Source organism: Burkholderia sp. F1, assembly GCF_050813845.1.
GTDB classification, from domain to species: Bacteria; Pseudomonadota; Gammaproteobacteria; order Burkholderiales; family Burkholderiaceae; genus Burkholderia; species Burkholderia ubonensis.
On sequence record NZ_CP172421.1, the window covers coordinates 2,131,699 to 2,145,597 of the forward strand.

Sequence of the window (13,899 nt, forward strand, 5' to 3'; positions counted from 1 at the left end):
CTTACACCTCGCCCCACAGATCGTGACCGTCGGCACCCGTGATCTTCACGGACACGAAATCGCCGACCTTGTAGCGCTTCGACGCCTTCTGCGCCGGCTCGACGTAGACGACCCCGTCGATTTCCGGCGCATCCGCCGCCGTGCGGCCGATGCCGCCTTCGTCGCTCACTTCGTCGATCAGCACCTTCAGCGTCTTGCCGACCTTGCGCTCGATGCGCTTCGCCGACACCTCCTCGGCCACTTCCATGAAGCGCGCGCGGCGCTCCTCGCGCACATCGTCGGGCAGCGCGCCGTCCAGCTCGTTCGCGGTCGCGCCTTCGACCGGCGAATACGCGAAGCAGCCGACGCGGTCGAGCTCCGCCTCGCGGATGAAGTCGAGCAGCGTCTCGAACTGCTCCTCGGTCTCGCCGGGAAAGCCCGCGATGAACGTGCTGCGGATCGTCAGGTCCGGGCAGATCTCGCGCCACTTCTGCACGCGCTCGAGCACCTTCTCGGCGTTCGCCGGGCGCTTCATGCGCTTGAGCACTTCCGGATGCGCGTGCTGGAACGGCACGTCGAGGTACGGCAGCACGTGGCCCTTGAACGGACCTTCGGCCATCAGCGGAATGACTTCATCGACGCTCGGATACGGATACACGTAGTGCAGGCGCACCCACGCGCCGTACTGCGCCGCGAGCTCGCCGAGCGCGGCGACCAGGTCGGTCATGCGCGTCTTGATCGGCTTGCCGTTCCAGAAGCCCGTGCGGTATTTGACGTCGACGCCGTAGGCGCTCGTGTCCTGCGAGATCACGAGCAGTTCCTTGACGCCGGACTTGAACAGGTTTTCCGCTTCGAGCATCACTTCGGCGACTGGGCGCGACACGAGGTCGCCGCGCATCGACGGGATGATGCAGAACGTGCAGCGGTGGTTGCAGCCTTCGGAGATCTTCAGGTACGCGTAGTGGCGCGGCGTGAGCTTGATGCCGGCCGCGGGCACGAGGTCGACGAACGGATCGTGCGGCTTCGGCAGGTGCGAATGGACCGCCTGCATCACCTCGCCGACCGCGTGCGGGCCGGTGACCGCGAGCACCTTCGGATGCACTTCCTCGATCAGGCCCGAGCCGCTTGCGCTCTTCTTCGCGCCGAGGCAGCCGGTGACGATCACCTTGCCGTTCTCGGTCAGCGCCTCGCCGATCGCGTCGAGGCTCTCCTGCACGGCTTCGTCGATGAAGCCGCAGGTGTTGACGACGACGAGGTCGGCGCCGTCGTAGGTGCCGGAGATTTCATAGCCCTCGGCGCGCAGCTGGGTGATGATTTGTTCGGAGTCGACCAGGGCTTTCGGGCAGCCGAGGGATACTATACCTATACGGGGACTGTGTGACTGATTTTGAGACATCTGGGAGTATGGGGCGTGGCAGCGAAAGCGAGAGTTTACAGCTATTTACGGTTCAGCGACCCAAAACAAGCGGCCGGCGGCAGCGTTGATAGGCAGCTTGAATACGCGGCGCGATGGGCTACCGATCATGAAATGGCGCTTGATGCGTCCCTTTCACTTCGGGACGAGGGGTTGTCGGCCTACCATCAGCGCCACGTCCGACAAGGCGCGCTCGGCGTGTTCCTTCGCGCCGTCGAGGACGGTCAGGTGCCGGCCGGTTCAGTGCTGATCGTCGAGGGTTTGGACCGACTGAGTCGCGCCGAACCACTTCAGGCTCAAGCGCAGCTCGCTCAGATTGTCAACGCAGGCATTACGGTCGTGACGGCCAGCGACGGGCGAGAGTACAACCGCGAGCGCCTGAAGGCGCAGCCGATGGATCTTGTATACAGCCTGCTGGTGATGATCCGCGCGCACGAGGAATCGGACACGAAGAGCAAGCGCGTCAAGGCTGCAATCCGTCGACAGTGTCAGGGCTGGATCGCCGGCACGTGGCGCGCGCCGATCCGCGTCGGCAAGGATCCTCATTGGGTGCGGGAAGCTGAGGGCGGTGGGTTTGAACTGGTTCCTGAACGCGCGACAGCCGTCCAGCTCATCGTGGAAATGTTCAAGCAAGGTCACGGCGCCGTTCGGGTCGTGCGTGAACTCGCCGAGCGCAGACTGCAGATCAGTGAAACCGGCCGCACACACTCGTCTCACATTTATAAGCTGCTCGCCAATCGCATGCTGATCGGCGAAAAGTCCGTCGAGGTTGATGGGGAGACATTCCGGCTAGACGGCTACTATCCGGCCCTGCTTTCCCCTGCCGAGTTCGCTGACCTTCGATATCTGGCCGAGCAGCGCGGTCGACGCAAGGGCAAAGGCGAGATTCCAGGCGTCGTCACCGGCCTCGGCATCACGTACTGCGGGTACTGCGGTGCGGCGATCGTCGCGCAGAACATCATGGGCCGGCGACGTATGGCAGACGGTCGCCCTTCTCCCGGCCATCGCCGGTTGCAATGCGTCACCTACAGTCAAAGTTCCGGCTGCAAAATCGGCGGAAGCTGCAGCGTTGTTCCGGTCGAGCGCGCCCTAATGCTGTATTGCTCAGACCAAATCAACTTGACACGTCTACTCGAAGGAGACGGAGGCACGGCAGCGCTTAGCGCACGGTTGACCAGCGCGCGCCAACGGGTGGCTGAACTCGATGCGCAGGTTCAACGCGTTACGGACGCGCTCCTAGTCGACAACGGCGACGCACCGGCAGCGGTACTACGGCGTATCCGCGAGCTGGAAAGCCAGCTCGAGAGCGAGCGCCGCGACGTCGCCTCCTGCGAGCATCATCTTACGGCGACCGCATCGAATATCGCCCCTGCCGCAGCGGGTGCGTGGCGAGAACTGGTACACGGTGTCGACCAGCTCAACTACAACGCGAGGCTGATGGCGCGTCAACTCGTGGCGGACACGTTCTCGAAGATCCTCGTCTTTCAGTCCGGATTCCGTCCGGACGTAGACGCTGAGACCATCGGGTTGCTTCTCATCGCGAAGCGGGGCACCACCCGTGTATTGAAGGTTGATCGTCGGACTGGAGAGTGGCGCGAAGATGATGACGTAGACTTCTCAAATCTCTCGCCACGACTGTTACCTCTGCCGCTCTAATCCCCGTCGCCAAATTCCGCGCTGCCAGGCCGGGAATGTACTCGGAGATACCCCTCTCCTTGAAGGAAGTTTCGGTAAGCCTTGACCGACACCTCAAACACCCTTCGCGCCACAGAACTCCCCTTCTCAAGTATCTCGCCTCGCTTATCAAGAATCGCCAACTCGGCGGGGGAGCCATCCCTGGTTCTCACGTCAAGCCCTTCGAAGCTCACGGCGCTAATGTCACAGGACGACCGGTCGATTGGGGCGCCGTCGCACAGAGATGCTTCGTTCTCGATCTTCCTACGATGAATCGATCGGCTCATTGTCGGTCCTCGTCCTGTTAAGCGACAGGCATCTGTCAAGTGCCAGTCATTCGGCCCGTGGATCTGAAGCGCGACCACAATGATTGAGGCTAACAGCCTTACCGCTTTCTCTACGATTCGAATCTAATCGTCGACCTGTCACCAGCGGCCAACGCACCGTAGAAGCGCTTTTGCTTTTTCATATTTGTTCACCGGACACATCCGTCACCCACATCCTTCTAAGCCGCAGGAGACCTCAACCAAGACCAAAGGAGCCAAACCATGCGCATGCGCCATCTGAAGTACTTCCTCGTCGTTGCCGAAGAGCAAAGCTTTGCTCGCGCAGCCGAGCGAGTACACATCCAGCCATCTCCCCTATCACGTGCTATTAGGGATCTCGAGTTAGAACTCGGCGTGGCTCTCCTCGACCGCAGCAACGGACGCACCCGCCTTACATGGCCGGGCGAGGTGTTCCGTGAGGAGGCTCGCCGAATTTTGTCGTATATGCATAGTGTTCGCGCTCGCGTTAAGTCCGCTGATAACGGATACCGAGGTCATCTACGTATTGGTTTAAGTGATGGTCTGGCTCAACCACGAATGACGCAGTTGCTTGCTCGCTGCCGTGCCGAAGAGCCGCTCACCGAAGTCCGTGTGATCGAGATGCCTGTTTCAGAAATGCTCCAGGCAATCAAATCCGAGCAGATTGACGCGGGCTTTACCGTGCATCCGGGCTTCCAGCACGAGAGCTACATCAAGGAAGCCGTCTGGACTGATCGCCCCGTACTCGTCATGCAAGCAAGGCATCCCTTGCTATCACGCGAGAGAATCGCCCTCAGCGAAGTCATCCGCTATCCAATGATCATCTGCCACCCGGAGCAATGTGCCGGCGGTCACGACGCCATCAATCGATGGTTTCGAGCGGCTGGCCTCAACGAGCCGATCGTCGCCGAGTACGTCTCCGGCCATGAAATCACCGTGATGCTCGCCGCGGCAGGCTACGGCATCGGGTTCGCGCTAGAGTCCCAAGTCGCGCTATATTGCCATCCTGACGTCGTTATCAGACAAATCCTAGATGACACGGAGAGTGTCGCTACGTATCTCGTCCGACCAAATCGGCCGATGTCCCCCGAACTGGAACGGTTCCTCGCGCGGGCGAATCAAGTCGGGCAGCTCGTAACCGCATCGCAATAACGCCAACCTTCGCATGGCCTCTTCATCGGAAAGGTCATGCATTTTTTGTCGTGGAAAAGACGGAATTCGTCGTCTGCTCATGCGAAAAATCCCTCGTCCTTCACGGATTCATCCGCAGACGAAGCCCGAGCTGGCTTCTCAGGTCGTGCAATTTATAAAGTAACGGCATCACCATCCTACAGCGACTTGTTTTGTCGCCAAGCCGACCACAAAGGTCCGCCCGCCTTATTGACGAGGCCGACGCACTGCAACAACTCCGAAATCCCATTTCCGTGTTGAAAGAAGCCGTGAAAACTGTCAAGCAGTCTGACGAGAATTGCACGGGACATTCTTGAATACGGTTGCAAGCCAATCCGTATTGCGTGGGGGTCAGCTCGCCTAGCTGAATCTCTAATACGTGGCACTACCAATGAATGCTACCGAGCATCAGGAGTGACCACATGCCCCGAAACAATGATGCCGCCCCTGTCAACGAACGTCGCATCCTTCGTCGCGCCGAAGTCGAAGCAAAAACAGGTTTTAAGCGCGCTCACATCTACAACCTGATGCAGGAGGGGAAATTCCCTAAACGGATCCGCATTGGGATCCGAGCGGTCGGTTGGGACTCGTTCGAGATCGATCAATGGATCGCCGAACGCCTTCAAGAGCGGGTTTGACCATGATCGCCATCTCCGTGATCTCGACGAAAGGCGGCGTCGGTAAGACGACGATCGTCGCCAACCTAGGTGGCCTGCTGGCTGACGCCGGTCTAAGAGTGCTGCTGATCGACCTAGACATGCAGCCCACTCTTTCGTCCTATTACCCATTGGCGAGCCGCGCGCCCACCGGGGTCTATGAACTGCTGGCGTTCAATGAACGCGATCTCGCGAAGCTCATTTCCCACACCGCGATTGAGCGTCTGGACGTCATTCTGTCTAACGACGGCCACCGGCAACTCAACACACTGCTGCTGCATGCGCCTGACGGGCGACTTCGCTTGCGTCATCTGTTGCCAACGTTCGAACAACACTATGACCTGGTGATCATCGATACGCAGGGAGCTCGCAGTGTGATGCTGGAGATGGCGGTCCTGGCATCGGACCTCGGGGTGTCGCCCGTCACACCTGAAATCCTCTCCGCCCGCGAGATGCGTCGCGGCACGCTGCAGTTGATGGACGACATCGCGCCCTATCGCCATCTCGGCGTCATACCCCCGCCATTGCATCTGCTGATCAACCGAGTGCCAGCGGTCTCGACCAATGCCCGACTGATTCAAAGGACGTTGCGTCATTTGTTCGAAGGACAGCCCGGCATCCGGGTACTGCATAGCGAAATCCCCGCGAACGAGGCAATCCACCGCGCGGCCGTCCTGGGACTACCGGTACATCGCGTTGAGCATCGCCGCCCAAGCGGGCGCGTCGCGCCCGCCGCCCTTGAAGTCATGCAGGAGTTGGCTACCGAACTGTTTCCGCAGTGGCACGCGCTGTTCAACCACGTAACCGGGAGAGCCGCGCATGTCGAACGCACGTGAACTGGCCCGTGGACACAAGCGGCTACTGCCGCTCATTGAGTTTGCTCTGAGCGAGGGCTGGACCGTTTCCCGGACCCGAGGTGGGCATCTGCGATTCGTCAAGCCGGGCCTTCCTCCGATCTACACCAGCTCCACAGCGAGCGATCACCGAGCGGGACGCAACGCGCGTGCCATGTTGCAGCGGGCGCAACGAAATGCAGTGATCGAAGGCGCCGATGGCGAAGGAAATCGCTATGGCTGATATCGCCACTCAACAGATGGCGGACAAACTGTTGAGCGGTGGGTTCGCCCATGACGGCCCTGCTGCCCACGCGTTGTCTGACCCCATCGCCGACACCCACATGGTCGTGACGTTGGACGAGCTACATCCGTACGAGCTCGACCCGCGGCTCACCCGCAATCCGCGCTACGACGAAATCAAGGCCTCGATCCGCGAGCGCGGACTCGATGCGCCGCCACCGATCACTCGCCGGCCAGGCGCGATGCACTACATCATCCGCAACGGCGGCAATACCCGCCTGGCGATACTGCGCGAGTTATGGACCGAGACAAAAGACGAGCGGTTCTTCCGCATCGGCTGCTTGTTCCGTCCGTGGCCGGAGCGCGGCGAGATTATTGCGCTCACTGGCCACTTGGCAGAAAACGAACTGCACGGCGGGCTTTCCTTCATCGAGCGCGCGCTCGGTGTCGAGAAGGCACGCGAACTGTATGAGCAAGAACTGGGCAAGCCCCTGTCGCAATCCGAGCTCGCGCGCCGCCTGAAGCAGGACGGCTACCCTGTGCCGCAGCCTCATATCAGCCGCATGCAGGAGGCCGTTCAATACCTGCTCCCCGCCATCCCCAATGTTCTCTACGGCGGCCTGGGGCGACACCAGATCGAACAACTGACCGGCCTGCGCCGGGCGGGCGCGCGAATCTGGGAGGCCCGCGCCGCCGCCAGCCGGCAAGTCCTGGACTTCCCGTCGCTGTTTCAGGAAGTCCTGGTCCCATTCGACACGACGCCCGCGACATTTGCCGTGCAGCGCGTGCAGGACGAGCTCGTGGGACAGATGGCAGAGCTTCTGGGCGTGCACTACGACACCCTGGCCATCGAAATCATCGACGCGGAGAACCGCTGGCAATTGTTGACGAGCGAGCCGGCACCACTGGCTCCGGCAGCGCCCGTCGTTTCTACGGCGCCAGCCTTGTCCGCCCCACCCGCGGGTAGCGAGCGCAGCGCACCGGATGCTCAACGGCCCAGGCACGCAGACAATGCGCCATCCGACGTCACTCACACCGCCGACAGCGGCGCCACTCTACGCCCAGAAGATGTCGAGCCGACGCCAAGAGAATCCGCTGCGCCAATCAATCCGCATATCGTCTCCCCGGTCGAGACCTCGGACCGGCTTCAATCCATCCAGCGCCTGGTCGCCAAGCATCTTGGTGAGACGCCGTCGGAATTCGAACGTAATGTGCTGCAGGCCATACCGGTGCAAGTCGGTGGCCTGTATCCCATCTCCGACGTCTGGTATATCGAACCCGCACTGGACGAACCAGCTCGCCTGCGTCTGCACATCGCACAATTCGCCCGGGAAATCGCTGAAGAGGCGGGCCAGGCAAATGCCGTCAGCCCCAGCGACATCGGCCTCGGTTTCTGCTGCGCCGCCAACGCCGACGACGAAGTCGCCAAGATACCCTCCTTCGCCAAGGCGGTCCTGGCACTGCTTGGCGCGCTGAGTTCGCCCTATCAGCCGCCGCCAAAGGTCGAGGCGTCAATTGACGCCTGCCCTTTGGCACGCGACCTCGCACCCTTACTGCAGGGCGGCGATCTCGTACGCCGGCCGCCGCAAGAGCCGCCACCGCGCCTCAGCGACGCTGGGCTGGTCAAGCTGTTCCGGCTACTGCGGCTGGCACGCCGTCTGTTCGATCTTGAAGCCGGCGCCTCGGCAATCGATGGCGGCAACGTCACGCTGGAACCATGAGGGGGCGAAGATGGCTGGCCCTCACCCCCTGAACCAGGCAGTGATCGCGCAAGTGCTTCACGACCTGCGCAACGGCCAACTGCGCAGGGCGAAATCCATGGGATTCGAAGACGACGACCTGAATGCGCTGAAGAACCCTGCCATGATCAGCCTGCTCGCCAATGCGCTGGTCAACTGGTGTTCGGTCGTGGTCAATCGCGATGTGCTGCGCCATCTGCTCAAGCAAGTCGACGACGACGCCCGACAGGTCCATGACGTGGATCGCCTGCTGCGCCTGGGCGCCAGCACCGAGCTCATCGGCCGATTCTTCGGCTATACGCATCAGGAAACCGCGCTACGTCGTGATGTGCTGGGCCTGCCCAAGCGCAGGGGGCGACACCCTGTGCTCACCGAGGAGCAGGATGCCGACCTGTGGATGCGTTGGTCGCAGCAGCTCAAACAGCGCGACGTCGATCGCAACGACGACACCGCCATGCTCGTGCTTGCGGCGGACCTGGCTGAAGCGACCGGACTACCGTTGTCGGTCATTTGGAACGCAATCCGCGGGTGGCTCGATGAAGGACTGAGCTGAGCATGGCCGGGTCACGCCGCACCAACGGACCGGTCTCATTGAGCGATCTGTTCGATGAGGCACTGTCACAACTCCCCCTACGGTCGCCGCCGGCACCATCCCCGTTGCGGCCGCCCGCCCAGACTGACGGATTCATCTTCAGCGGCAATCAGCACGACAGCGTGCCTCGTGCACTACTGCTCGACCATCGCCTGACGCCACTCGAACGCAATGCCTGGCAAGCGCTGCGGCTGCTCCTCAACGACGACGGCATCACCGCATTCCCCACCTACGACCAGTTGGCCCCTTGGCTCACGTCCATGCCGTGTACCGCCCGGGCCTCCCACGAGACCGTGGCGCGCGCCCTCACCCTGCTCCGATTGACGCGCTGGATCAGCCTGGTGCGCCGCCGGCGCGACCCGGTCACTGGTCGTATCCAAGGCAACCTCTACGTCTTGCACGACGAACCGCTGACCCTGTACGAAGCTATCCAACTGGACCAGGACTACCTGGGTCTGGTGAGCAACGCATTGGTCCACGCCAGCAAGTCAGTCCAGCGTGTCGGCGTGCACACTCTCAAGGAAATGTCGCAAGACCCGCAGCTCAGCGGCAAGACACTACCGAGTCGGATCCAGGTGCTGTCGCAACGCCTCAACGCACAAGGGTGGATGAGCAAGGAGAGTTATCGACAAGAGAGCGGCAAACTAGAATCCGAAGAAGGTCGAAATAGCCTTCTTCGGAAGGTAAAACCGGGGACTTCGGAATCCGAAGCGAGCGGCGAAGCCAGCAAAACCGACCACCTTCGAAATCCGAAGACCGACCGTACTGTACGTATAAGAGACAACTTAAAAGAAGTACGTACAGTACCCCGCGCGCACGCGAACCTTCACCTGCCCGAACGCTTCACGCGCCTCAAGGCTGAGCAGCAAACAGGGGCCTTGGCTGCGCTACAACCCGTGGACCCTGTGCTGCATCAAGCCATCCTGGATGAATGGGACGTTCGCTGCCATGAAAGCATGGTCCGCAATCCGGCGGGCTACCTCTTCGGCATCATCCAGAAAGCGCTGCGCGGAGAATTCCAGCCCTGGGCGGGGCAAAAGCCAGTTGCGAGTTCTGCAGGCGATCAGCCAGAGCCGCCGGCACACGTCCCCGCCTCGCCAGAAGTAGTGCAAGCACACATCAACCGCCTTCGCTCACTGCTGAAACTGCCGTAGAGCAACGCGGCAAACAGAGCGGTTGATCCAACGGATTCCACCGTGGGCTATACCCCGGGTATAGCGCAACACACCGCCTTCCCACAGCAAGCCAACCGCCCTCTTCTCATCATGGAGTCACCGCGACGTCGCAAATATGGCCAGCGGTGCGTGCGGTTTGATCACTGACGACCTTCCGGTCGGTGCCGATGCTGGCGGCTCGAACATCACAACGAGTCGTCACTATGGCCAACGAATCCGAATCCTTGCAGTTGAACCTCGGTTCCCTGCGCAGCGCCATGGCGCTGACCCTGCACACGCACCACGCCTCTCGCATTTGGCATGGCCGCGCACCCTCCGAGGGACGTGCCGGCATCGTCGGCCTCAACGGCTACATCTCGATCATGAACAAGATGAAGCGGGGTTCCGAACAAGATGACCCCTACTCGGATTGGTGGATGCTTCGCATCGAAGAGAAGCTTGAACATACCCGCGCCGCGCTGCACACCCTTCGCGAACAGGTGGACCAAGCCCTCGCCGACGTACCGGCTGCCTTGTCGATTGGCGAGAACCTCAATGTGCAGCCGGTCAAGCTGCCACTGTTCGTCAACGCGCAACTCGGCTTCATGGCGGTCTACCTGCTTGCCGACTACGACGAGATTGCACGCAAGCTGATCCTCGCTCACCACACCGCGTTGATCGACCGCAGCACCCTGGAGCGCTGGCTCAACGAAGGGGCGCACGCGCTGCGCAGCCTGTTCGCGCTGGCCCAGCAGTACCGCTATTCCGGCACCCAGCGCGACGACTTCGCCGCGAACAACGCCGCCGCGCGTCAGGCGTTGGAAAAGTACGGCGCATTGCCGCAAGACGTGCTCGAAGGCACTCGGCGCTCTCGCTTCGCCCCGCCACTGCCGCGGCGTGACAACCTTCGCACCAGCGCCCGCGCCACCGATACGGAGCCTGAAAGCAGCATCGAGGTCGCCGACACCGCACCGGCCGCCGAAGATGCACCAGTTCCCGCTGCTGATGACGAGGACCAGTCAGCATGAACAGGCCTGCGGCAACTCAACGACGCATCGAGCCGCTGGAACACATGGACTTCCAGCGTCTGGAACAGGCCGCCTACCTAAAAGGCCTTTTACAGCCTTTTAAAGGTAAGGGAGCCTTGGCGACCTGGGCCAGCCAGTGCGGTGCCTTGAGGGACGACGTCATTGCGCTGGCGCAGCGTCGGGTGCTCGCTCAAGCGCGGGCGTATCCCTTCAACCTGCTGCCCATCCAACTGGCTCAGCAGACTACTGGCGCAGGCACGGTCTTCCTGCGCTGGCGCAACCTCGATCGCTCGAAGATGGGCGTGGCGTTATGGCAGGAACTGGTCACCAGCCCAGCCACACCGGCCGCCCTGATCGACGACCTGTATGAGCTGGAACAGCAGCGCGTGCTGCTCAACATGCAAATCAGCCTGACCCACAGCCTCGCTCGCCAGGCGGCGGAATGCGCCCACAAGCTCGATCTGGCCGAGGAAGTGTATCGGCGTCGCCGCGAGCTGGATGCCGGTCGCCCTGCGCCAGCCCAGCCAACAAACTGAATGCGCCAGCCCAGCGGCCGGCCCCGAATCGGTCGCCTTGCGACCAGAAGCACCTGCGCCACTGATGTCCAGCGGCAGGGTTTCAACCACGAGGAGTACATCATGAGCACGCACTTTTACGGCGAGGGCAACATCGGCACTGTTCCGACGTTCCGCGAATTCCCGAACGGCAACGAAGAGCCACGCCGCCTGTTGCGCCTGAACGTCTATTTCGACAACCCGGTCCCGAAGAAAGACGGCACGTTCGAGGACCGTGGAGGCTTTTGGGCGCCGGTAGAAATCTGGCACCGCGACGTGTCGCACTGGAAGGATTTGTACCAGAAGAGCATGCGGGTCCTCGTCGAGGGCCGCACCGTCAAGGACGAATGGGAAGATGCCGAGGAGAACGAGCGCACGACTTTCAAGATCGAAGCGCGGCGCGTCGCCATCCTGCCGTACCGGGTGGAGTCGGTGACGCTCAGCGCGAAGCTGGCCGATGGCGACCCGGAACCGGACCCAACCTGAGCTGTTCGAGTCCCCCTGCAGGCGACACCCCCCCATGTCCGGGGGTTATCGCCTGCTGGATAGCGTCCATGGAGCGCTTCTGCGCTGCAGTTCTGGCATTAACGGCATACTGAGTGAAGTTTCCACGGAGGACGCTTCCCATGATTGGTCTGAGAACCCGCCACTCGCTCGCGCAGTTTCTCGCACTACAAGAACCCGCCGTCTCCATTGCGCTGTTCTGCAAATACGGCGCGCAGCACGTCTCGCTTTATCCGAAGCAGTTGCTATCGAGTCTCCTGAACGTCGTGCGAGACCTCGACGACCGCACCTTGCTGCTCGTCCTGCAAGAAATCGCTATGACACCCGGCGATTTGCGCTCACCTGTCACGCCGAAGCATCGCTTCGACGAGCGCATGCACGACCTCACCCAATGCCTTCTGCTCGACGGCTACATAATCGAGCACAAGAGGCTGCTCCAAGCCGACCCCTCCATCTCCGATGCGGAGCCAGTAGAGGACGACTTGATCGTTGCGCTTCGCAGCTCGGGCGCTCCTCAGCGCGAGGCGATCATCGCCAAGATCGCCGACTCTGCCGAGTCCTTCCGTACCAACCCGCCAGATTACAACGCGGCCTTGACCAATGCGCGTGTCGCGCTCGAAGCGCTGGCGGTGGATGTCGCTGTCGACGTCGCCTACGAAAAGAAGACCACTGGCACGTACAATCCATCGAAATGGGGCGAGGTCATCGGGTTCCTGCGCAACAGTGGTGAAATCACGGTCGAAGAGGCAAAGGGGCTCGCCGGAGTCTTCGGCTTCCTCAGCCCCGGCGCCCACCGCCCCATTGGTATCCCCGAGGATCAGATGACGCGGCTTGGACGCTCCTTCGCGCTCAACATGTGCTGGTTCCTTCTCAAGAACCGCTTGGCGCGAAAGTCGTAAACCGCGATTTCCTTCAACCTGGCTATCGACAAGGAAGCCGAAGATGCCATTCGATATACAACCATGGGAAGCTATTGCCCGCAATTACGGTGACACGATTCTTCTGGGCAATGGCGCCAGCATGGCAGTTAGCAACAGTTTTTCCTATGCGTCGCTGGTTAGCCACGCCCACGATCACGGGTTCTTGACCGAAGACGCACACCGACTGTTCGACTTCTTCCAGACCACCGACTTCGAACTGATTCTGCGCATTGTCTGGCAGGCGTCCCATGTCAACCGGTCACTGGCCATCCCGGACCAGCAGACTCATGCAGCGTATGTCAGAGTACGGGAGTCGCTCATCGAGACGGTCCGCAACATTCACCCCGAGTACAACGAGATCAGTGGCCACTTGCCTCTGATCTACCAATTCCTCAAGCAGTTCAACACGGTCGTATCACTCAATTACGACCTACTTGTGTATTGGGCAGCAACGTATGGTCTAGATTTTCGCGACCAGCATTCGTTCAAAGATTGCTTCATCGGCGGGGTGTTTGATTCCGACTGGCAGCGATTCCGGGAACCCATCTATGGGGATGTTTCGACCACCCTCGTGTTCTATCCACACGGCAGCCTTGTGCTTGGTCGGAACGTGATCGAGCAGGAGGGAAAAATCCATAACCAAGGCGTTGGGCTTCTCGACGCCATCCTGCAGCAGTGGCGCGCCGAACAGGTCGTTCCGCTGTTCGTAAGCGAAGGCACCTGGCAGCAGAAGACTACGGCCATCCAGAACAGCTACTACCTCTCGACCGTTTACAGAGAAGTGCTCGGCGCACGGCGCCATTCGCTCGTCGTCTACGGCTGGGGTTTTGGCGAGCAGGATATCCACCTACTGCAACGGATGAAGGACTCGTGGATCCGGCGCGTGGCAGTTTCGGTGTATCGCGGCAATCAAGCGTATTGCAATCGAGTTTTCGAAACCATCCATGCAGAACTGGGCGCGAACGTGTTTGTAGAATTTTTCGACAGCGAGAGTCCCGGCTGTTGGATTTATCCCCCCGCAGCGCGACCGGGCCTCGTGCTGTAGACACGCGTGGGAAAAGATATTGGTAAGGTGCGGAAAATATACGGGCCCAAGGCTGGGAGGTGTCCGGAATTTCGTGTGTGAGGCGGGTT

14 protein-coding genes are annotated in these 13,899 nt (G+C 61.1%); 13 read left to right on the plus strand and 1 reads right to left on the minus strand.

The features are described 5' to 3' along the window. Window position 1 precedes the first annotated feature (1 nt). A complete protein-coding gene (rimO, locus tag ACFIMZ_RS10090; RefSeq protein WP_431819385.1) occupies window positions 2-1,375 on the minus strand; it encodes a 30S ribosomal protein S12 methylthiotransferase RimO in 1,374 nt (457 codons plus the stop codon). Window positions 1,376-1,390: 15 nt separating this feature from the next. Here rimO and ACFIMZ_RS10095 point away from each other — a divergent pair, with 15 nt between their 5' ends. From ACFIMZ_RS10095 to ACFIMZ_RS10155, 13 genes are all read left to right on the plus strand, one after another. Continuing rightward, window positions 1,391-3,049: a recombinase family protein gene (locus ACFIMZ_RS10095; protein WP_431819386.1), complete on the plus strand. Its 1,659-nt coding sequence runs from the start codon at window positions 1,391-1,393 to the stop codon at window positions 3,047-3,049. Between the two features lie 566 nt (window positions 3,050-3,615). Beyond that, a complete protein-coding gene (locus ACFIMZ_RS10100; protein WP_431819387.1) occupies window positions 3,616-4,524 on the plus strand; it encodes a LysR family transcriptional regulator in 909 nt (302 codons plus the stop codon). Window positions 4,525-4,964: 440 nt separating this feature from the next. Beyond that, window positions 4,965-5,180, plus strand: a complete 216-nt coding sequence (locus tag ACFIMZ_RS10105; RefSeq protein WP_431819388.1) for an AlpA family transcriptional regulator — start codon at window positions 4,965-4,967, stop codon at window positions 5,178-5,180. 2 nt (window positions 5,181-5,182) lie between these two features. Further along, the gene (locus ACFIMZ_RS10110) at window positions 5,183-6,034 is read left to right on the plus strand and encodes a ParA family protein (RefSeq protein WP_431819389.1); all 852 of its coding nucleotides are present in this window, start codon (window positions 5,183-5,185) and stop codon (window positions 6,032-6,034) included. Further along, complete coding sequence (locus ACFIMZ_RS10115; protein WP_431819390.1) at window positions 6,018-6,275, plus strand: type II toxin-antitoxin system HicA family toxin; 258 nt, start codon at window positions 6,018-6,020, stop codon at window positions 6,273-6,275. Before ACFIMZ_RS10110 ends, ACFIMZ_RS10115 begins: the two co-directional genes overlap by 17 nt. Next, the gene (locus ACFIMZ_RS10120; protein ID WP_431822474.1) at window positions 6,268-7,995 is read left to right on the plus strand and encodes a ParB family protein; all 1,728 of its coding nucleotides are present in this window, start codon (window positions 6,268-6,270) and stop codon (window positions 7,993-7,995) included. The genes ACFIMZ_RS10115 and ACFIMZ_RS10120 overlap by 8 nt, the downstream gene beginning before the upstream one ends. Window positions 7,996-8,005: 10 nt before the next feature. Then, on the plus strand, window positions 8,006-8,566 hold the full coding sequence (locus tag ACFIMZ_RS10125) for a DUF2857 domain-containing protein (protein WP_431819391.1): 561 nt from the start codon (window positions 8,006-8,008) through the stop codon (window positions 8,564-8,566). Continuing rightward, on the plus strand, window positions 8,563-9,759 hold the full coding sequence (locus tag ACFIMZ_RS10130) for an STY4528 family pathogenicity island replication protein (protein WP_431822475.1): 1,197 nt from the start codon (window positions 8,563-8,565) through the stop codon (window positions 9,757-9,759). Before ACFIMZ_RS10125 ends, ACFIMZ_RS10130 begins: the two co-directional genes overlap by 4 nt. A 224-nt stretch (window positions 9,760-9,983) precedes the next feature. Continuing rightward, complete coding sequence (locus ACFIMZ_RS10135; RefSeq protein WP_431819392.1) at window positions 9,984-10,787, plus strand: PFL_4669 family integrating conjugative element protein; 804 nt, start codon at window positions 9,984-9,986, stop codon at window positions 10,785-10,787. Next, the gene (locus tag ACFIMZ_RS10140) at window positions 10,784-11,323 is read left to right on the plus strand and encodes a DUF3158 family protein (RefSeq protein WP_431819393.1); all 540 of its coding nucleotides are present in this window, start codon (window positions 10,784-10,786) and stop codon (window positions 11,321-11,323) included. Before ACFIMZ_RS10135 ends, ACFIMZ_RS10140 begins: the two co-directional genes overlap by 4 nt. Before the next feature lie 102 nt (window positions 11,324-11,425). Further along, complete coding sequence (locus tag ACFIMZ_RS10145) at window positions 11,426-11,827, plus strand: single-stranded DNA-binding protein (protein ID WP_431819394.1); 402 nt, start codon at window positions 11,426-11,428, stop codon at window positions 11,825-11,827. A gap of 140 nt (window positions 11,828-11,967) precedes the next feature. Then, window positions 11,968-12,744 (plus strand): hypothetical protein, encoded by a 777-nt coding sequence (locus ACFIMZ_RS10150; protein WP_431819395.1) that lies wholly within the window; start codon window positions 11,968-11,970, stop codon window positions 12,742-12,744. A gap of 43 nt (window positions 12,745-12,787) precedes the next feature. Then, window positions 12,788-13,810, plus strand: coding sequence for a DUF4917 family protein (locus ACFIMZ_RS10155; protein ID WP_431819396.1), 1,023 nt, complete (start codon window positions 12,788-12,790; stop codon window positions 13,808-13,810). Window positions 13,811-13,899 lie beyond the last annotated feature (89 nt).

Bases quoted from the DNA above. Each gene is read 5' to 3' on its own strand.
- ACFIMZ_RS10115 (WP_431819390.1), top strand. From the start codon at position 6,018: ATGTCGAACGCACGTGAACTGGCCCGTGGACACAAGCGGCTACTGCCG.
- ACFIMZ_RS10105 (WP_431819388.1), top strand. From the start codon at position 4,965: ATGCCCCGAAACAATGATGCCGCCCCTGTCAACGAACGTCGCATCCTT.
- ACFIMZ_RS10110 (WP_431819389.1), top strand. From the start codon at position 5,183: ATGATCGCCATCTCCGTGATCTCGACGAAAGGCGGCGTCGGTAAGACG.
- ACFIMZ_RS10100 (WP_431819387.1), top strand. From the start codon at position 3,616: ATGCGCATGCGCCATCTGAAGTACTTCCTCGTCGTTGCCGAAGAGCAA.
- ACFIMZ_RS10145 (WP_431819394.1), top strand. From the start codon at position 11,426: ATGAGCACGCACTTTTACGGCGAGGGCAACATCGGCACTGTTCCGACG.
- ACFIMZ_RS10150 (WP_431819395.1), top strand. From the start codon at position 11,968: ATGATTGGTCTGAGAACCCGCCACTCGCTCGCGCAGTTTCTCGCACTA.
- rimO (WP_431819385.1), bottom strand. From the start codon at position 1,375: ATGTCTCAAAATCAGTCACACAGTCCCCGTATAGGTATAGTATCCCTC.
- ACFIMZ_RS10125 (WP_431819391.1), top strand. From the start codon at position 8,006: ATGGCTGGCCCTCACCCCCTGAACCAGGCAGTGATCGCGCAAGTGCTT.
- ACFIMZ_RS10135 (WP_431819392.1), top strand. From the start codon at position 9,984: ATGGCCAACGAATCCGAATCCTTGCAGTTGAACCTCGGTTCCCTGCGC.
- ACFIMZ_RS10155 (WP_431819396.1), top strand. From the start codon at position 12,788: ATGCCATTCGATATACAACCATGGGAAGCTATTGCCCGCAATTACGGT.
- ACFIMZ_RS10140 (WP_431819393.1), top strand. From the start codon at position 10,784: ATGAACAGGCCTGCGGCAACTCAACGACGCATCGAGCCGCTGGAACAC.
- ACFIMZ_RS10120 (WP_431822474.1), top strand. From the start codon at position 6,268: ATGGCTGATATCGCCACTCAACAGATGGCGGACAAACTGTTGAGCGGT.